Origin of the sequence: Streptomyces panaciradicis (genome assembly GCF_023516615.1) — a bacterium.
Classification (GTDB): domain Bacteria; phylum Actinomycetota; class Actinomycetes; order Streptomycetales; family Streptomycetaceae; genus Streptomyces; species Streptomyces panaciradicis.
This window is the reverse complement of record NZ_JAMGBF010000209.1, coordinates 1-17,943: the sequence shown is the minus strand read 5'-3', so window position 1 is coordinate 17,943 and position 17,943 is coordinate 1. Positions and strand designations below refer to the sequence as shown.

At 72.3% G+C, this 17,943-nt stretch carries 18 protein-coding genes and 1 pseudogene; 9 read left to right on the top strand and 10 right to left on the bottom strand.

The window, feature by feature from the left end:
* The 3 genes from M8J74_RS41075 to M8J74_RS41065 form a co-directional block, all read left to right on the top strand.
* Positions 1 to 1,465 (top strand): S1C family serine protease (locus M8J74_RS41075; RefSeq protein WP_249841273.1); only part of this gene is annotated, 1,465 nt, incomplete at its 5' end.
* A 203-nt stretch (positions 1,466 to 1,668) separates the two neighbouring features.
* The gene (locus M8J74_RS41070; RefSeq protein WP_249841272.1) at positions 1,669 to 2,109 is read left to right on the top strand and encodes a sec-independent translocase; all 441 of its coding nucleotides are present in this window, start codon (positions 1,669 to 1,671) and stop codon (positions 2,107 to 2,109) included.
* A gap of 227 nt (positions 2,110 to 2,336) precedes the next feature.
* The gene (locus M8J74_RS41065) at positions 2,337 to 3,002 is read left to right on the top strand and encodes a hypothetical protein (protein ID WP_058923399.1); all 666 of its coding nucleotides are present in this window, start codon (positions 2,337 to 2,339) and stop codon (positions 3,000 to 3,002) included.
* A gap of 70 nt (positions 3,003 to 3,072) precedes the next feature.
* Here M8J74_RS41065 and M8J74_RS41060 read toward each other — a convergent pair whose 3' ends face one another.
* Genes M8J74_RS41060 through M8J74_RS41050 form a run of 3 tightly spaced genes read right to left on the bottom strand, consistent with a single transcriptional unit; the run spans position 3,073 to position 6,128 of the window.
* Positions 3,073 to 4,206: an Mrp/NBP35 family ATP-binding protein gene (locus tag M8J74_RS41060; protein ID WP_249841271.1), complete on the bottom strand. Its 1,134-nt coding sequence runs from the start codon at positions 4,204 to 4,206 to the stop codon at positions 3,073 to 3,075.
* Positions 4,207 to 4,249: 43 nt separating this feature from the next.
* The gene (locus M8J74_RS41055) at positions 4,250 to 4,843 is read right to left on the bottom strand and encodes a DUF1003 domain-containing protein (RefSeq protein ID WP_058923397.1); all 594 of its coding nucleotides are present in this window, start codon (positions 4,841 to 4,843) and stop codon (positions 4,250 to 4,252) included.
* Positions 4,833 to 6,128 carry a magnesium transporter MgtE N-terminal domain-containing protein gene (locus tag M8J74_RS41050; protein ID WP_249841270.1) on the bottom strand — a complete coding sequence of 432 codons (1,296 nt, stop codon included), beginning with the start codon at positions 6,126 to 6,128 and terminating at the stop codon, positions 4,833 to 4,835. The genes M8J74_RS41055 and M8J74_RS41050 overlap by 11 nt, the downstream gene beginning before the upstream one ends.
* 212 nt (positions 6,129 to 6,340) lie before the next feature.
* Between M8J74_RS41050 and M8J74_RS41045 the strand changes: the two genes are divergently transcribed.
* Positions 6,341 to 7,084 carry a hypothetical protein gene (locus tag M8J74_RS41045; RefSeq protein ID WP_058923395.1) on the top strand — a complete coding sequence of 248 codons (744 nt, stop codon included), beginning with the start codon at positions 6,341 to 6,343 and terminating at the stop codon, positions 7,082 to 7,084.
* Between the two features lie 5 nt (positions 7,085 to 7,089).
* Here the strand turns inward: M8J74_RS41045 and M8J74_RS41040 are convergent, their stop codons facing one another.
* Positions 7,090 to 7,602 (bottom strand): hypothetical protein, encoded by a 513-nt coding sequence (locus M8J74_RS41040; RefSeq protein ID WP_249841269.1) that lies wholly within the window; start codon positions 7,600 to 7,602, stop codon positions 7,090 to 7,092.
* A 23-nt stretch (positions 7,603 to 7,625) separates the two neighbouring features.
* On the bottom strand, positions 7,626 to 8,756 hold the full coding sequence (locus M8J74_RS41035; RefSeq protein WP_058923393.1) for a magnesium and cobalt transport protein CorA: 1,131 nt from the start codon (positions 8,754 to 8,756) through the stop codon (positions 7,626 to 7,628).
* 474 nt (positions 8,757 to 9,230) lie between these two features.
* Between M8J74_RS41035 and M8J74_RS41030 the strand changes: the two genes are divergently transcribed.
* Positions 9,231 to 9,815, top strand: coding sequence for a suppressor of fused domain protein (locus M8J74_RS41030; RefSeq protein WP_249841268.1), 585 nt, complete (start codon positions 9,231 to 9,233; stop codon positions 9,813 to 9,815).
* Between the two features lie 41 nt (positions 9,816 to 9,856).
* Here the strand turns inward: M8J74_RS41030 and M8J74_RS41025 are convergent, their stop codons facing one another.
* Positions 9,857 to 11,083 carry an MFS transporter gene (locus tag M8J74_RS41025; protein WP_249841267.1) on the bottom strand — a complete coding sequence of 409 codons (1,227 nt, stop codon included), beginning with the start codon at positions 11,081 to 11,083 and terminating at the stop codon, positions 9,857 to 9,859.
* A gap of 166 nt (positions 11,084 to 11,249) precedes the next feature.
* On the opposite strand from M8J74_RS41025, the gene M8J74_RS41020 reads away from it, so the two are divergent.
* The 3 genes from M8J74_RS41020 to M8J74_RS41010 all read left to right on the top strand — a co-directional run bounded on the left by M8J74_RS41020 (position 11,250) and on the right by M8J74_RS41010 (position 13,512).
* Complete coding sequence (locus M8J74_RS41020) at positions 11,250 to 11,891, top strand: DUF6758 family protein (RefSeq protein WP_249841266.1); 642 nt, start codon at positions 11,250 to 11,252, stop codon at positions 11,889 to 11,891.
* Between the two features lie 109 nt (positions 11,892 to 12,000).
* Complete coding sequence (locus tag M8J74_RS41015) at positions 12,001 to 12,858, top strand: PHP domain-containing protein (RefSeq protein WP_249841265.1); 858 nt, start codon at positions 12,001 to 12,003, stop codon at positions 12,856 to 12,858.
* A 48-nt stretch (positions 12,859 to 12,906) separates the two neighbouring features.
* On the top strand, positions 12,907 to 13,512 hold the full coding sequence (locus tag M8J74_RS41010) for a MarC family protein (RefSeq protein WP_249841264.1): 606 nt from the start codon (positions 12,907 to 12,909) through the stop codon (positions 13,510 to 13,512).
* Between the two features lie 163 nt (positions 13,513 to 13,675).
* Here the strand turns inward: M8J74_RS41010 and M8J74_RS41005 are convergent, their stop codons facing one another.
* Complete coding sequence (locus tag M8J74_RS41005; RefSeq protein ID WP_107416097.1) at positions 13,676 to 13,828, bottom strand: DUF8834 family protein; 153 nt, start codon at positions 13,826 to 13,828, stop codon at positions 13,676 to 13,678.
* A 182-nt stretch (positions 13,829 to 14,010) separates the two neighbouring features.
* Between M8J74_RS41005 and M8J74_RS41000 the strand changes: the two genes are divergently transcribed.
* A complete protein-coding gene (locus tag M8J74_RS41000) occupies positions 14,011 to 14,904 on the top strand; it encodes an NYN domain-containing protein (RefSeq protein ID WP_058928192.1) in 894 nt (297 codons plus the stop codon).
* A 21-nt stretch (positions 14,905 to 14,925) separates the two neighbouring features.
* Here the strand turns inward: M8J74_RS41000 and M8J74_RS40995 are convergent, their stop codons facing one another.
* The 3 genes and pseudogenes from M8J74_RS40995 to M8J74_RS45115 all read right to left on the bottom strand — a co-directional run.
* Positions 14,926 to 15,804 (bottom strand): alpha/beta fold hydrolase, encoded by an 879-nt coding sequence (locus M8J74_RS40995; RefSeq protein WP_249841263.1) that lies wholly within the window; start codon positions 15,802 to 15,804, stop codon positions 14,926 to 14,928.
* 187 nt (positions 15,805 to 15,991) lie between these two features.
* Positions 15,992 to 16,936, bottom strand: coding sequence for a hypothetical protein (locus tag M8J74_RS45120; protein WP_372500430.1), 945 nt, complete (start codon positions 16,934 to 16,936; stop codon positions 15,992 to 15,994).
* A gap of 111 nt (positions 16,937 to 17,047) precedes the next feature.
* Positions 17,048 to 17,943: pseudogene (locus M8J74_RS45115) on the bottom strand (DEAD/DEAH box helicase); the annotation flags it as partial.

Sequence of the window (17,943 nt, the reverse complement as noted above, 5' to 3'; positions counted from 1 at the left end):
GGCGCCGACGCCGCATGGCACGGCGGCCCCCGCACCCCACGGCGCGGCTGCCCCTGCCGCGGCCCCGCCGGTCCAGCACCCGGCGGCCACGCCGGCCCACGGCACGGCGACCCCGACGCCCCACGGCACGGCGCCCACGCACACCCCCGGCACGGCGGCCCCCGCGCCCCCGGCGGACCCAGGCCCGCAGCCGGTCCCGGCCGTGGCGCCTGGGGCGGACACCGGCCGGCACGGGCCGCCCGGCGTGGTCCAGGCGCCGTCGGCCGATCCCTGGCGGAACTACGACCCGTGGGCGCAGGCCCCCACGCCCGGTCCCCTCCAGCAGACCGGTACGTCGCCCGCCGGCGGGCCGCCGCGGCGCGCGCGGCGGGTCCTGGTGCTCGGGGCCCTGGTGCTCGCCCTCGTGGCCGGAAGCGTCGGCGGGGTCATCGGGGCGTATCTGGAGCGGAACGGCGGCGTGGGCGCCGTAGAGCTGCCGCAGGCCGGGAAGGAGCCTGCCGGGCGGGCGCCGGACAGCGTGGCCGGGATCGCGGCGCGGGCGCTGCCCAGCGTGGTGACCCTGCACGTGACCGGCGCCGAGGAGTCCGGTACCGGAACCGGCTTCGTGCTGGACGGCCTCGGGCACATCCTCACCAACAACCACGTCGTCGAGCCCGCGGGCTCCGGCGGGCGGATAACCGTCACCTTCAACAGCGGCGACACCGCCAAGGCCACCGTCGTGGGCCGGGACAGCGGCTACGACCTCGCCGTCGTCAAGGTGAGCGGGGTCAGCGGACTGAAGCCCATGCCCCTCGGCAACTCCGACAACGTCCAGGTCGGCGACCCCGTCGTCGCCATCGGCGCCCCCTTCGACCTGGCGGGCACGGTCACGTCCGGCATCATCAGCGCCAAGGAGCGGCCCATCACGGCCGGCGGCGACAGCGCCGACGGGACCGACGTGTCGTACGTCGACGCCCTGCAGACCGACGCGCCGATCAACCCCGGCAACTCCGGCGGCCCCCTGCTCGACTCGCAGGCCCGGGTCATCGGCATCAACTCCGCCATCCGCTCCGCCGACGACGGCTCGGACTCCGGCAGCGGGCAGGCCGGTTCGATCGGCCTCGGGTTCGCCATCCCCGTCAACCAGGCCAAGCGCGTCGCCGAGGAGCTCATCAACACCGGCCACGCCACCCACCCGGTCATCGGCGTGACCCTCGACATGAGCTACACCGGCGACGGCGCCCGCGTCGGCACGAAGGCCTCCGGCGGCGGCTCGGCCGTCACCAGGGGCGGCCCCGGCGACAAGGCGGGCATCGAGCCGGGCGACGTCATCACCGCCGTCGACGGCCAGCGCGTCCACTCCGGCGAGGAACTGATCGTCAAGACCCGCGCCCACCGCCCCGGCGACCGCCTGGAGCTGACCCTGCGGCGGGACGGCAAGGAGAAGAGGATCTCCCTGGTGCTCGGCTCCTCCGGCAGCGGCTGATCTGACACGAACCTCACAGGCGCGCCCCGCGACCCGCGCCCACAAGGCAAACAACCCCCAAAACCGCACACGCGGCCACATTCCAAGGCCCCGGGACGGTACCGGTCGTACAGGATGGCCGGGTACCGTGGACCCGGCCCGGACCACGGAAGACCGCACAGACCGCGAGGGCCGAGGACCGAGGACATCGCTAGGAGCTTCAGGTGTTCAATGACGTAGGACCGCTCGAGCTGGTCACGCTCGTTGTCCTTGCCGTGCTCGTCTTCGGTCCGGACAAGCTCCCGAAGGTCATCCAGGACGTGATGCGGACCATCCGCAAGATCCGGGAGTTCTCGGAGAGCGCCAAGCAGGACATCCGGTCCGAACTCGGCCCCGAGTTCAAGGACTTCGAGTTCGAGGACCTCAACCCCAAGACGTTCATCCGCAAGCAGCTGGACAACGACGACCTGGGGCTCAAGGAGCTCCGAAACGGCTTCGACCTGAAGAAGGAGATGGCCGAGGTCACCGAGGCGGTGCAGACCTACGACGCCGACTCCGCACCGTCGCCCGCGAACGGCTCCCCCGGCCCCTCCGGCGGCCGCGTCGACATGACGAAGAAGCCCGAGGAAGACGGCCGTCCGCCCTTCGACGCGGACGCCACCTGAGCCGTACCGCGCAGGGCCCGGAAGCCGTCGTACGTGACGCGTTTCATACTCCGTGCCGCCCTCGCACGGCCTGAACCGACCCCCCTCGCCGCCCCGCGCGGCGGGCGGTTTCCCGGCTGTCCGGAGCGGGGTGGCTATGCTGCCGAGTTGTTGTGCGGACCGGACGAGTCAGCCCGAAGGGGGGCGGGCCGCTCCGGTCCGACGAGAGCGAGGAGGCGTCCGGGCACATGGAGACGACGAGTCAGGCAGTCGCGCAGGCGCCGGCCGCGGAGGGTGGACAACACGTCCCCTCCGCCCGGCGCACGGTCGACGGCTACCTGCAGGCGCCCTTCCCGTGGTACGGCCTCGACGAGGCGTTCACGGGACCGCGCTGGCTGATGCAGGTCGGTACGGCGGCCGACGGGGCCGTCGAGCACGGGTCGATCGGGCACGGCGACGAGCCCTCGGTCAAGAACGAGGTGGGCAGCACCGGTGAGCCGCGGGAGAAGTTCGCGGTCGTCGTGACGGTCGCCGCGAACCCCTCCCGCAGGAGCGCAGACGGCACCGGCCTGCTGGAGGCCACCTCGGTCTCCTCCGCGGCGTGGCTGGCTGGGGTGGGACTGCTGTCGTTCACCTGGCCCGGCCAGATGGACCACACCCTGCGGGACGACTGGCTGGAGCAGCAGACCGAGACGGCCTGGGCGCTGGCCGACGACCTGGAGGGCCCCGAGTGGTCGACGCTCTCCCTGCCGGTGGACGGCGTGCCCACGCCCTTCCACTACCGCGAGTCGGAGTTCGGCTGGGTGCTCGCCGGCTCCACGCAGGAAGGCGTGCACGTGGGCGCGTACGGCAGGGGCATGAGTGCGTACGGGCTCGGCTTCGCCATGATCAAGGACATCGGCTCGTACGCGTGACGTGCCGGTAGGGGAACTGCGGGCCGTGAGTGGCCGGCCGCGCAGTTCCCCGCGCCCCGAGGGCGACGATTCAGAACTTGTTCTTCGGGGTGATCCCCAGGGACATCCCCGAAAGTCCCCGCTGCCGGCCGCCCAGCTTGCCCGCGATGCCGCGCAGGGCCGTGCCCGCCGGGCTGTCGGGGTCGGTCAGGACCACCGGCTTGCCCTCGTCGCCGCCCTCGCGCAGCCGGACGTCGATCGGGATGCTGCCCAGCACCGGGACCGTCGCGCCCGTGGTGCGGGTCAGGCCGTCGGCGACCGTCTGGCCGCCGCCCGTGCCGAAGACGTCGACCATCTCGCCGCAGTGCGGGCAGGGCAGGCCGGACATGTTCTCGACCACGCCGACGATCTTCTGGTGGGTCTGCACGGCGATGGAGCCCGCCCGCTCGGCCACCTCGGCGGCCGCCATCTGCGGGGTCGTCACGACCAGGATCTCGGCGTTCGGGACCAGCTGCGCCACCGAGATCGCGATGTCGCCGGTGCCCGGGGGCAGGTCCAGGAGCAGGACGTCCAGGTCGCCCCAGTAGACGTCCGCGAGGAACTGCTGGAGCGCGCGGTGCAGCATCGGGCCGCGCCACACGACCGGCGCGTTGCCCGGGGTGAACATGCCGATGGAGATGACCTTCACGCCGTTCGCCGACGGCGGCATGATCATGTTCTCGACCTGGGTGGGACGGCCGTCGGCGCCCAGCATGCGCGGCACGCTGTGGCCGTAGATGTCGGCGTCCACGACACCGACCTTCAGGCCGTCCGCCGCCATCGCCGCCGCCAGGTTCACCGTCACCGACGACTTGCCGACGCCGCCCTTGCCGGAGGCCACCGCGTAGACGCGGGTGAGCGAGCCCGGCTTGGCGAAGGGGACCTCGCGCTCGGCCTGGCCGCCGCGCAGGGCGTTCGCCAGCTCCTTGCGCTGCTCGTCGCTCATCACGTCGAGCGCGACGTCGACACGGGTGACGCCCTCCACACGGGAGACCGCCTCGGTCACGCGCTGGGTGATCGTCTCGCGCATCGGGCAGCCGGAGACCGTCAGGTACACGGTGACCGCGACCGCGCCGTCTGCCCCGATCTCCACCGATTTGACCATCCCGAGTTCGGTGATGGGGCGGTTGATCTCGGGGTCGTTCACCGTCGCCAGTGCCTCGCGCACCGCGTCTTCGCTAGCCATAGGAACGATGGTACGGCTCGGTGGCCGGGCCCAGGTAAGCCCGTCACCGGTCGTCTACGTCACGTGCCCGCGGCCGTTCTGCCGGGAATACGGCGTGTTCGTGGTGCCCGTCCTTGCGGTACTCCAGCTCCTTCATCAGATCCTGCAGCTCGGAGCGGATCCAGTCGCGGGTGGCGACCTCGCCGAGGCCGATGCGCAGGGCGGCGATCTCCCGGGTCAGGTACTCGGTGTCGGCGATGGAACGCTCGTTCTGCTTGCGGTCCTGCTCCAGGTTGACCCGGTCGCGGTCGTCCTGCCGGTTCTGCGCGAGCAGGATCAGCGGGGCCGCGTAGGAGGCCTGCAGGGACAGCATCAGGGTCAGGAAGATGAACGGGTAGTTGTCGAAGCGCAGGTCCTTCGGCGCGAACACGTTCCACGCCACCCACATGATGATGACGACCGTCATCCAGACGATGAACCGCCCGGTGCCCAGGAAGCGCGCGATGCGCTCCGACAGCCGCCCGAAGGCCTCCGGGTCCCACTCGGGCACCAGCCGCCGGCGCGGCGGACGCGGCTGGTCCAGCCGGGGCCGCGGCCGCGTGCTCGCCGTCGCGCCCGCCGGGGTCCGCTCACGTGTGCTCTCGCGCTCAGGAGCCATGCGCGCTCACCCCCTCGGTGTCCTCGTCGGCCAGGTGGAACTCCGTCTCCCGCCAGTCCTCGGGCAGCATGTGGTCGAGGACGTCGTCCACGGTCACCGCGCCCAGCAGCGACCCGGACTCGTCCACCACGGGCGCCGCGACCATGTCGTACGTCGCGAAGAACCCGGCGACGACCTGCAGCGGATCGTCCGGGTCCAGCGGCTGCAGGTCGTCGTCGATGATCGAGCTGACCAGGGTGTACGGCGGATCGCGCAGCAGGCGCTGGAAGTGGACCGTGCCCAGGTACTTGCCGGTGGGGGTCTCGTCCGGCGGGCGGCAGACGTAGACCTGGGCGGCGAGGGCGGGGGAGAGGTCGGCGTTGCGCACCCGGGCGAGGGCGTCGGCGACGGTGGCGTCCGGCCGCAGCACGATCGGCTCGGTGGTCATCAGACCGCCCGCCGTGTGCTCCTCGTACGCCATCAGGCGCCGCATGTCGGCCGCGTCGGCGGGCTGCATCAGGCTCAGCAGCCGCTCCTGGTCGTCCTCCGGCAGTTCGCCGAGCAGGTCGGCCGCGTCGTCGGGGTCCATGGCCTCCAGGACGTCCGCCGCCCGCTCCTCCTTCAGCTTGCCGAGGATCTCGATCTGGTCGTCCTCGGGAAGCTCCTCGAGGACGTCGGCCAGGCGGTCGTCGTCGAGGGCGGCGGCGACCTCCGCGCGCCGCTTGGCGGACAGGTGGTGCAGGACGTTCGCGAGGTCGGCCGGGCGCAACTGCTCGAAGGTGGCCAGGAGGCTCTCGGCGCCCTGTCCGTGCTCCTCCAGGGAGAAACCGGTCACCGCGGACCACTCCACGGTCAGCGTCTCGCCCTTGGCCCGCCGGAAGGCGCTGCCCTTCCTGCCCTTGCGGACGAAGACGCGGTCGACCTCCCAGTCGCGGCGGGCCGCGAGGTGATGCACCGACAGATCGAGGACGGTGACCTCCTCGCCGGTCTCCACGAGCGTCACCCGCCGGTCCAGGAGCTCGCCGAACGCGAGGCGCTCGGTGGGCCGTTGCTCGAAGCGGCGGACGTTGAGCACGCCGGTGGTGATGACCTGTCCGGACTCGATGCCGGTCACCCGGGTCATCGGCAGGAAGATGCGGCGCCGGGTGGACAGTTCGACGACCAGCCCGAGCACGCGCGGGGGCCGCCGCCCGACGCGCAGCATGACGACCAGATCGCGCACGCGGCCCACCTGGTCGCCGCTGGGATCGAAGACGGCGACACCGGAGAGGTGCGAGACGAAGATCCGGGGGGCGCCCGCTGCCATGGCCGCGCCTCCTTTTCTGACAAGTTCGCTACGGGTGTTTCGGCTTGTGTTCCTTTTCCGCTTTGCCCACTCCGGTGGGCTTCAGGCTAGCCCGTCACGATCGCGGCCGCCCTGGTGGGAGGTCCGGACGGACTGCCTCCGCCCGGGCCGGCGGGCCCCCGGTACGCTGCCGTACGCCGCTCACGTCCCGCGACCGGAAGGCAGCCCCACCTGTGTCTGTGATCCCCCAGGACCGCATCCGCCGGACCACGCTGCTGGGTGCGATGTGCGCCCTGGTCGTGACGGGCACGGGGTTCCTCACGGGATGCAGCGAGGACCCCGACGCCGGCACCAACGGGGTCGGCAAGCTGTCGGCCGCGCAGATCCAGTCGCGGACCCGGGCGGCCGCCGAGTCGGCCCGGACGGTACGGCTCGCGGGAACCGTGGTCACCAACGGGCGCACGTACACCCTCGACATGCGGCTGAAGGCGGACGGCGGCACCGGCTCGGTGACCTCCAAGGGCGTCGCCTTCGGCCTGCTGCGCATCGGCGGGAAGCTGTACCTGAAGGCCGGCGCGGGCTTCTGGAACCACGCCGACGGCGGCACGGGCGCCACGAGCGCGGGCAAGCTCGACGGCAAGTACGTGAAGGTGCCCCAGGGCGACCCCTCGTACAAGCGGTTCAGCGGCTTCACGGACAAGGACGTCCTCCTCGAAGGGCTGTTGACCCTGCACGGGTCCCTCGCGACCGACGGTCATCACGAGCAGTCGGGTACCCGCACCATCCGGATCACCGGTGACAAGGGCTCAGGCGGCACCCTCGACGTCTCCCTGGAGGGCAAGCCGTACCCGCTGCGCCTGCAACGCGCGGGCGGCGCGGGCACGCTGACCTTCTCCGCCTGGGACAAGGACTTCGCGCTCAGCGAGCCGGACAGGAGCGAGACGGTGGACTACGGCAAGCAACTGCCGACGTCCTGAAACGGCTAGCGCCCGCGTTTCTTCTTGAAGAGCAGCCGGGGGAGGCCCGCCGGGACCGGCCGGCGTGTGGTGGCCGGGGTCGGCAGGGGCGCCTCGGCCAGGGAGCCGTCCGGCAGGGGCGCCGGCGTCCCCGCCGGTTCCAGGCGCAGGACCCGGCACTCGCGGGCCCACCGGTCCTGCATCGCCTCTCCGTCGGGCGCGTTGAGACGCTTGCCCTTCAGCTCGGCGACCGCGGCCTGCCACGCCTCGGACCCGGACGCGAGCTCCACGACCGTCGCCGGCCAGGTCACCAGCCGGCCGCCCTTGTCCTTGCTGCGCACGGTCACCTCGGCGGGGCCGCCGTCGGCCAGCCCGGACAGCGGCTGCTCACCGGGACCGTCGCCGACCACGCACGCGGCACCCTCGTGCCACACGTGCCACAGCGCACGGGCCGGCACCCCGGCACCCCGGACCCAGATGAGGCCGGACTTCTTCGTGGCCTCCTCGACGAGGGCCTGGTCGAGCAGCTCGCTTGTCATGGGCTCAGCCTATCCAGGCCGTCTCACAGCCAGCCGTTCCGCTTCAGGCTGCGGTGGATGCCCACGCAGAGGGCCACCGTGACGCACAGGACCGTCGGGTAGCCGTAGTGCCAGTGCAGTTCCGGCATGGAGTCGAAGTTCATGCCGTACACCCCGGTCACCATCGTCGGTACGGCGATGATGGCCGCCCACGCGGTGATCTTCCGCATGTCCTCGTTCTGCGCGACCGACGCCTGGGCGAGGTTGGCCTGGAGGATGGAGTTCAGCAGCTCGTCGAAGCTGAAGACCTGCTCCTGGACGCGCGCCAGGTGGTCGGCGACGTCCCGGAAGTACTTCTGGATGTCGGGGTCGATCAGCCGCATCGGCCGCTCGCTCAGCAGCTGCATCGGCCGCAGCAAAGGCGACACCGCCCGCTTGAACTCCAGCACCTCGCGCTTGAGCTGGTAGATCCGCGCCGAGTCGACACCGCGCGCGACACCGCCGCGGCCCGGCGAGAAGACCTCGGTCTCCACCTCGTCGATGTCGTCCTGCATGGCGTCCGCCACCGCGAGATAGCCGTCCACGACGTGGTCGGCGATCGCGTGCAGCACCGCCGAGGGGCCCTTGGCGAGCAGCTCCGGGTCGTCCTGGAGGCGGTGGCGCAGCGCGCGCAGCGAGCCCTGGCCGCCGTGCCGGACGGTGATGAAGAAGTCCCGCCCGGTGAAGCACATCACCTCACCGGTCTCGACGATCTCGCTGTTGGCGGTGAGCTCGTCGTGCTCGACGTAGTGGATGGTCTTGAAGACGGTGAACAGGGAGTCGTCGTACCGCTCCAGCTTGGGCCGCTGGTGGGCCTGCACGGCGTCCTCCACGGCCAGCGGGTGCAGCCCGAACTCGCTCGCGATGCCGGAGAATTCGGACTCCGTCGGCTCGTGCAGCCCGATCCACACGAAGCCCCCGTCGCGGCGCACCGAGCGCATCGCCTCGTGCGGGGTCATCGGCTGCGGGGTCTGCACCCGGGCGCCGTCGCGGTAGACGGCGCAGTCGACGACGGCCGAGGGGGTCGCCGGGTCACGGGTGGTGTCGTAGCCGCCGTTGTCCAGGTGCAGCGCGCTCTTGCGCAGCGAGGGGCGGGACGGGCGGACCGCAGCGCGGAGGTCACGGATCATCGACATGGCTGGCTCCTTCGTGACAGGCAACGAAAGGGCGCCGACGACGGATGGAACTGCCCGGAATGAGGACGTCCTGGGCCGTGGGTGTTTGGCACGTCCACAAAGCGGGGAGCACCGCACCGTCGCGGTGGCGAGTTTCGCTGCTGATTCAGATCGGACAGATCAGGCAAGGCGAGACGAAGTGCTCTTCCGCGTGAGGACGCAGACCTGAAAGGAGGCGGTCAGCCACAGCCGGACCAGCTACATCAGCGGCGGGAAGAGCGAGTGGTACTGCACGGGTGACTTCGATCCATGACAGCCCCACCTCCTCCGGCCGGTCCCTCGTAAGGGACGATCCACTCCCGCAAGGGAGTTCCACAGTGTCGGGACTCGATCGCGATGCTCTGCATGCTGCCCCGACGACCGGGCCAGAGTATCAGCCGCCCAAAGTGTCAAGGCGCTGCTTTGCCCGGTACTGACGAGTTCTATGCTCGCCGCATGGTTGATGTTCTTCCTCTGGTCGAGGCAAGGTTGCGCACCGCGCTCGGCGAACCGGACGCCCGCGCGGCGGTCACGTTCCTCGGCACGGACCGCATCGAGGTCCTCCGCTTCCACGAGGGCGACATCGTCCGCTACGCCACCCTCGGCATGTCGGCGCAGCCGATGAGCGACCCCACCGCGGTGCTCGCCGACCCGGTCAAGGGGCCGCGCGCCGAACTGGTCCTGTCGGTGCGCGCGGGTCTCGCCGACACCGACAAGGCGCTGCGCCCGCTCGCCGTCCTCGCCGCGTCCCCGCAGGTCGAGGGTGTGATCGTGGCTCCGGGGGCCTCGCTGGAGGTGGGTGAACCCCTCTGGCCCGGCGCGCCGTTCAGCTCCGTCCTGGTCGCCGAGCCCGGCGGTCTGGTCGAGGACCTCGTGCTCGACGAGCCCCTCGACCCGGTCCGCTTCCTGCCGCTGCTGCCCATGACGGCGAACGAGGCGGCCTTCAAGCGCGTGCACGGCGCCCAGGTCCTCCAGGAGCGCTGGCTGACGCACGGGACGGACCTCAGGGACCCGGCCCGGAAGTCCGTCCCGCTCGACTGACCGGCGCGTGAGCAAGCTCACCAACCGGCGGTCGTGAGGCGTCAGTTCGCGAACACCGTGACGCCGTCCTCGGTCGCGTGCGCGGTCTCCAGCTGCTCGGCGTCGTGCGTGAGCGCCCGACGCCGTACGAGGACGACGAGTGCGCCCAGAAGAGCGGTGACCGCGGCCACCACGAACGGGACGTGGATGTCGGTCCACTCCTCGATCTTCGGCGCGAAGTACGGCGCCGCGGCGGCCGCGAACCAGCGCACGAAGTTGTAGCCCGCGCTCGCCACCGGGCGCGGCGCGTCCGACACGCCGAGCGCCAGCTCGGTGTAGACGGTGTTGTTCAAGCCGATGAACGCGCCGGACAGGATCGTGCAGACGACGGCGGTGGTGTGGTCGCCGTAGCCGAGGACGAGGACGTCCGCGGCCAGCAGCACCAGCGAGCCGCCGAGCACCTTCAGCGAGCCGAACCGCTCCTGCAGGCGCGGCGCGACGACCACCGAGAACACGGCCAGCAGCAGACCCCAGGCGAAGAACACGGCACCCGACCTGTACGGGGTCATGTTCAGCACGAACGGGGTGAAGGCCAGCACGGTGAAGAACGTGTAGTTGTAGAAGAACGCCGAGGCGGCGGCGGAGGCGAGCCCGCCGTGGCCGAGCGCCCTGATCGGGTCGAGGACCGAGGTCTTGCGGGCCGGCCTCGGCTGCTCCTTGAGGAAGGCCGTGATGCACAGGAAGCCGATCGCCATCAGCGTGGCCGTGCCGAAGAACGGGTAGCGCCAGCTGACGTTGCCCAGTACCGCGCCCAGCAGCGGGCCGCAGGCCATGCCGAGGCCCAGGGCGGACTCGTAGAGCAGGATCGCCGCCGCGCTGCCTCCCGCCGCCGCGCCGACGATGACCGCGAGGGCCGTCGAGACGAACAGTGCGTTGCCGAGGCCCCAGCCGGCGCGGAAGCCGACCAGTTCGCCGACCGAGCCGGAGGTGCCGGCCAGGCCCGCGAAGAGGACCACGAGGGCCAGGCCGAGCAGCAGGGTCTTCCGGCCGCCGATGCGGCTGGAGACGAAGCCGGTCAGCAGCATCGCCACGGCGGTGATCAGGAAGTACGAGGTGAAGAGCAGGGAGACCTGACTCGCGGTGGCATCCAGGCCCTTGGCGATGGACGGCAGGATCGGGTCCACGAGTCCGATGCCCATGAAGGCGACGACGGACGCGCCGGCCGTCGCCCAGACGGCCTTCGGCTGCCGCAGGATGCCGCCGGCTCCCGCGTCGAAGGGGTCAGCCATGCTTCCTCCACTTCCGCTCAGATAGTTGGCTTATACATATATTAAGTTAGGGTGGCTAATTAATGCAAGCAGCATCTAATTTTGGGCGGGGTTTGTCGTGAACGGTTCCGTCCGGACGGGTGATCGTCCTTGACGTGGGCGAGCAGGGGTAGGACCGTGGGGCCCTATGAGGGGCGAACCCAGTTGCCCGAAGTGTGGTGGCCGGGTCAGGGCTCCCGGACTCTTCGCCGATTCCTGGCAGTGCGATGTGCACGGGACCGTGCACCCGGTGCAGCCCGTGGTCCCGCCCAGCGTCGAGGCCCTCAGTGTCGTGGTGCACCGCACGCAGGTGCCGGTGTGGATGCCGTGGCCCCTGCCGGTCGGCTGGCTGTTCACGGGCGTGGCCTGCGCGGGCGACGACCGGCACGGCGGCCGCGCCACGGCGGTGGCCTGCTCCGGGCCGGGCCCGCTCGGCGGCATGGGGGAGCTGATCCTCGTCGCCGAGGAGCTGGGCGTCGGGCTCGGCGCGCGGTACGCGGGCGTCGAAGGACCCGACCCGGGGCCGTACCTGGACGTCGAGAAGCCGCCCCAGACCAAGGTGCTCGCCGGTGGCCGGCCGACCCCGCTGTGGCTCGTCTCCGGCAGCCCCGAAGACCGCGCGGTCTTCGCCGGGGAGGCGCGGGGGCTGTGGCTGTGGGCCGTGGTGTGGCCCGAGCAGTCCGGACTGCTGATGTACGACGAGCTGGTGCTGACGGATCTGCGGGACGCGGGGGCGGAGGTCGAGCTGGTTCCCTGCGGCGCGCTGTCGCCCAGGCTGTTGAAACCCTGAGGGCGAGCTGTAGGGGGCGCATGCCGGATTCGGGTGTGACAGAGGATGCCGTAAATCCGGTTATCCTTGAGCGTCCCGTTCCGTCCCGTCCTCGCCTGGAGCCCGCCGCGTGCGCATCGACCTGCACACCCACTCCACGGCCTCCGACGGTACGGACACCCCCGCCGAGCTGGTGCGGAACGCCGCCGCGGCCGGGCTGGACGTCGTCGCGCTGACCGACCACGACACCACCCGCGGCCATGCCGAGGCCGTCGCCGCGCTGCCCGCGGGCCTCACGCTCGTGACCGGGGCCGAGCTGTCCTGCCGTGTCGACGGCGTCTCCCTGCACATGCTCGCCTACCTCTTCGACCCCGACGAGCCGGCCCTCCTCGCCGAGCGCGAGCTCGTGCGGGACGACCGGGTGCCCCGCGCCCAGGGCATGGTCGCCAAGCTGAACGGGCTCGGCGTGCCGGTCACCTGGGAGCAGGTGCTGCGGATCGCCGGGGACGGCTCGGTCGGACGGCCGCACGTCGCCACCGCGCTCGTCGAGCTGGGCGTGGTGCCCACCGTGAGCGACGCGTTCACCCCCGAGTGGCTCGCCGACGGCGGCCGGGCCTACGTCGAGAAGCACGAGACCGACCCCTTCGAGGCGATCCGGCTGGTCAAGGCAGCGGGCGGGGTCACCGTCTTCGCGCACCCGGGCGCACACAAGCGCGGCCGTACGGTGCCCGAGGCGACGATCGCCGAGCTGGCCGCCGCCGGACTCGACGGCATCGAGGTCGACCACATGGACCACGCCCCGGACACCCGGGCGCGGCTGCGGGGTCTCGCGGAGGAGCTGGGACTGCTCGTCACCGGGTCCAGCGACTACCACGGCAGCCGCAAGACGTGCGTCCTCGGCGAGTACACGACCGACCCCGAGGTGTACGGCGAGATCACGCGGCGGGCGACCGGGGCGTTCCCCGTGCCTGGGACCGGCGGGGCCTGAGCCCGCCCCCGCCACCCCGCTCACCCTCGTCACTCCAGCAAGGCCCTCATGTTCGACCTCGCCGTCTTCGGCTCCCTGTTCCTGACCCTCTTCGTCATCATGGATCCCCCCGGGATCACCCCGATCTTCCTCGCCCTGACCGCCGGACGCCCCGGCAAGGTGCAGAAGCGCATGGCCTTCCAGGCCGTCTGCGTGGCGGGCGGGGTCATCGCCGTCTTCGGGGTCCTCGGCCACCAGATCCTGGACTACCTGCACGTCTCCGTGCCCGCGCTGATGATCGCGGGCGGGCTGCTGCTCCTGCTGATCGCCCTCGACCTGCTCACCGGCAAGACCGACGAACCGAAGCAGACCAAGGACGTCAACGTCGCCCTCGTACCGCTCGGCATGCCCCTGCTGGCCGGGCCCGGTGCGATCGTGTCCGTCATCCTCGCCGTGCAGAAGGCCGACAGCGTGGCCACGCAGGTGTCGGTGTGGTGCGCGATCCTCGCCATCCACGTCGTGCTGTGGCTGGTCATGCGCTACTCGCTGCTGATCATCCGGATCATCAAGGACGGCGGCGTCGTCCTCGTGACGCGGCTCGCGGGCATGATGCTGTCCGCCATCGCCGTGCAGCAGATCATCAACGGCGTCACGCAGGTGATCAAGGGCGCCTGAGCCCCTCCTGGCGGGACGCCTCCGCAAGCGCAGAGCCCCCGTACGGCGTCCGTGCCGTACGGGGGCTCTGAAGCCTCAGCGGTGATCCGCGTCAGTGTCCGTTCGCGTCTCTTCGCGTGTCTCTTCGGTTCTCTTCGTGTTACGTCGTCAGTCGTCGTGCCTCTTACGAGGCGGCGGTCTCGGCCGGCCGGATCCAGAGTCGCTGCCCTATGGCGGCGGCCTGCTGGACGATCCGATTGACGGAGGCGGCGTCCACGACGGTGCTGTCCACGGGCGTTCCGTCGACCTCGTCGAGTCGCATGATTTCGAAGCGCATGGCCTCTCCCTTCGTCGCGTGGTTCTGATCTAGTCAACGGGCTGCGTGTTACAAACATTCCCTACGCTAAGGAAATTTTTCGAACGGCTAACTACTAGCCGGTAAGGGATCGCCGAGACAGCGCAAGGAGACGGATCGGGACCGGTTGTGTTCACTGCGTGACCGCCGGGACAATGGTGGTGATGAACGACGACCTCGCGGCCCTCACGGCCCGCATCGACCGCACCAACGAGCTGCTGCAGCGCATGCTCGCCGAGGTGGCGAAGACGCCCTCGACGCATGCGATCTTCGTCGACGCGGGATACCTGTACGCGGCCGCGGGGCGCCTGGTCGCCGGAACGGAGGACCGCCGCGCCTTCGACCTCGACGCCGAAGGCCTGATCGAGGCCCTCATCGACCGGGCCCGCACGATCTTCGCGGACAGCCGGCTCCTCCGGGTCTACTGGTACGACGGCGCGCGGCGCCGCATCCACACCGCCGAGCAGCAGTCGATCGCGGAGCTGCCGGACGTCAAGGTCCGGCTCGGCAACCTCAACGCCAACAACCAGCAGAAGGGAGTCGACTCACTCATCCGGACCGACCTCGAGTCCCTCGCCCGGCACCGCGCGATCAGCGACGCGGCGCTCCTGGGCGGCGACGAGGACCTGGTCTCGGCGGTCGAGGCGGCGCAGGGGTACGGCGCCCGGGTCCACCTGTGGGGCATCGAGGCGCCCGAGGGCCGCAACCAGGCCGAGCCCCTGCTGTGGGAGGTCGACAGCCAGCGCACCCTGGACCTCGAGTTCTTCAAGCCCTACGTCGCCCGGCGCACCGCCCCCGCCTACGAGGCCGGCACCACCCGGCCGACGCGGGAGAACGTCCGCTTCGTCGGCGCGCAGATCGCGGCGAAGTGGCTCGCGGCCCGGGGACGCGAATCGCTGGTCGAGCTGCTGCCCGGGCACCCGTACCTGCCGGGCTCGGTGGACCAGGACCTGCTGGTGGAGGCGGAGGGCCTGCTGCAGTACTCGCTGCGCGGACAGGCGGACCTGCGGCGGGCGCTGCGGGACGGCTTCTGGGACCACCTGCAGACGCAGTACTAGCCGACGGTTCCGCGTGGCGTCTCAGGCGGCGTCCGTGGTGTCCCAGAAGTCGGCGAACGCGCGGGCGGTGTCCAGGGGCCTGTCGGTGTTGGGGGAGTGCTCGGCGCCCTCGACGACCGTGCGGTGGGCGCGCAGCCGCCGGGACATGTCGTCCAGCAGCGGCACCGGCCAGGTGTCGTCGCGCTCTCCCGACAGGACGTGGAAGGGCAGCGGCACGGCGGCCAGTTCCGCCACCCGGTCCGGCTCCACGCACAACTGGCGCCCGGTGGCGAGGAGCTGGGCGGGCTTGTTGCCGAGCCAGCGGCGCCGCAGATCCTCCTGGTCGTCCAGACCGGCGTCGAGGTCACCGGTGTCGGTCTCCTCGGGCGCCTCCATGGCCTGGATCGCCTCCCACACCTCGGCCATCGACATCACCGCGAGGGCGTCGCGGAGCAGCTTGACCCGCTCCTGCTGGGAGGCGGAGATGTGCGCCGGCCCCGAGGCCATGAGGGTGAGCGAGCGGAAGGGGGAGTGGTCCAGCAGCACGGCCGCCCGGGCGATCTGCCCTCCGAGGGAGTGGCCCACGAGGTGGAGCGGCGTGCCGAGAGCGGCGGCCTGCGCGAGGACGTCCCGCGCCAACTCCTCCTGTGCGTAAGCCGATTCGTCCTCCGCCGGGCCGTCGGACTCGTACTGCCCCCGGCCGTCCACGGCGACGGTCCGGTAGCCACGGGCCGCGAGGGGCGCGTGCAGAGGGTTGAAGTCCTCCTTGCTGCCGGTGAAGCCGGGAAGCAGCAGGGCGGTGCCCCGCTCGGGAACACCGGCTGCCACGGGCGCGTCCACGACGGCGAACTCCCCGCGTCCCGTGTGCAGGGTGTACGCACGAGCGCCGGAGGGCGGGGTGAAGGTCGGAGGCCTGCTCATAAGGGTGAGGTTATCCGGCCGGGGTGACGGGGAGGGGGAGCGGGCGGGGGTGCACTGCGGGGGACGGGGCAGGTGCCATGGGCGGCACGGCGGGTGCCGGGGTGTGCCGGGAGCGGGCTGCCGCGGGGTGGAAACGCCGACGGCCCGGCCCCCACGTCATGGGGGCCGGGCCGTCGGGTGGTGAGCGTCAGCCCTCCGTGGGCTCCGCGGTGGCCGCCACCTTGCGGGTGCGGCGCGTCCTGGGCTTGGCCTCGGCCGCGTCGGCGGGGGCCTCGGCGGACGCCGCGGCCTTCCGGGTGCGGGTCCGGGGCTTGGGCTCCTCGGACGCCTGAGCCGGGATCTCGGCCGAGACCTCGGCAGCGGCGGCCTTCTTACGGATGCGGCGCGGCTTGGCCTCCACGGCTTCCGCCGTGTCGACGGCGGTCTCCGCGGCGGCCGCCACCTTGCGGGTGCGCGTGCGCGGCTTGGCCTCAGGCGCCTCGGGCGCCGTGACGGCCTCGACCGGCTCGGCGGCCTTGCGCGTACGCCGACGGGGCGTGGCCTCGGCGGTCTCGGCCGGGACCTCGGCCGCCGCGGCCTTCTTGCGGGTGCGCGGCTTGGCCGCCGCGCCCTCCGCGGTGTCGAGGGCCGCCTCCGCGGTCGCCGCGGCCTTGCGCGTACGGGTACGCGGCTTGGCCTCGGCGGCCTCCGCCGTCTCGACGGCCGCCACCGCGGCCTTGCGGGTGCGGGTGCGCGGCTTGGCCGCCGCGCCCTCCGCGGTGTCGAGGGCCGCCTCCGCGGTCGCCGCGGCCTTGCGCGTACGGGTACGCGGCTTGGCCTCGGCGGCCTCCGCCGTCTCGACGGCCGCCACCGCGGCCTTGCGGGTGCGGGTGCGCGGCTTGGCGTCCGGCTCGTCGGCGGTCTGCGCCGGGATCTCGGCCGAGACCTCGGGCGCGGCGGCCTTCTTGCGCGTGCGGCGCGGCTTGGCCTCCACGGCTTCCGCCGTGTCGACCGCGGTCTCCGCGGCGGCCGCGGCCTTGCGGGTGCGGGTGCGCGGCTTGGCGTCCGGCTCGTCGGCGGTCTGCGCCGGGATCTCGGCCGAGACCTCGGGCGCGGCGGCCTTCTTGCGCGTGCGGCGCGGCTTGGCCTCCACGGCTTCCGCCGTGTCGACCGCGGTCTCCGCGGCGGCCGCGGCCTTGCGGGTGCGGGTGCGCGGCTTGGCGTCCGGCTAGTCGGCGGTCTGCGCCGCGATCTCGGCCGAGACCTAGGGCGCGGCGGCCTTCTTGCGCGTGCGGCGCGGCTTGGCCTCCACGGCTTCCGCCGTGTCGACCGCGGTCTCCGCGGCGGCCGCGGCCTTGCGGGTCCGCGTGCGCGGCTTGGTCTCCGTGGCTTCCGCCACCTCGGCCGGTGCCTCGACCGCAGCCGCGGTCTTGCGGGTGCGGGGCTTGGGCTCCGCCGCCTCCACGGTGTCCGCGAGGGGCTCGGCGACCGCGGCCTTCTTGCGCGTGCGGCGCGGCTTGGCCTCCACGGCCTCCGCCGTGTCGACGGCGGCTTCCGCGGCGGCCGCGGCCTTGCGCGTACGGGTACGCGGCCTGGCCTCCGCGGTCTCCACGGCCTCGGTGACCGTCTCCGGGCTCGCGGCCTTGCGGGTGCGGCGGCGCGGCGTGGTCTCCGCCACGGCCTCCGGGACCGACTCGGCCGTGTCCAGCACGGTCTCCGCGGCCGCCGTGGCCTTGCGGGTGCGGCGGCGCGGCGTGGTCTCCGCCACGGCCTCCGGGACCGACTCGGCCGTGTCCAGCACGGTCTCCGCGGCCGCCGTGGCCTTGCGGGTGCGGCGGCGCGGCGTGGTCTGCGGCGCCTCGGGCTCCGTGACCGCCGGCGCCGGGGTCTCGGCGACGGCCGTCTCGGCCGACACCACCGTCGGCTCCGCGGACTTGCGGGTGCGGCGGCGGCGCGGCTTGGCCGCGGAGTCGGCGGTGGTGTCCAGGGCGGGGCCCTCGGCGGACGTCACGGCGGACTCGGCGGCCGCAGCGGCCTCCGCCGTGGTCTCGGGAGCGGTCGACGTGGCCGTCAGCGGCTCCTGCGCCCCGCCGCGGGTGCGGCGCCGACGGCGCGGGGTGCGCGTGCCGGTGGCCTCCTCGGCGGGGGTGACCTCGGTCG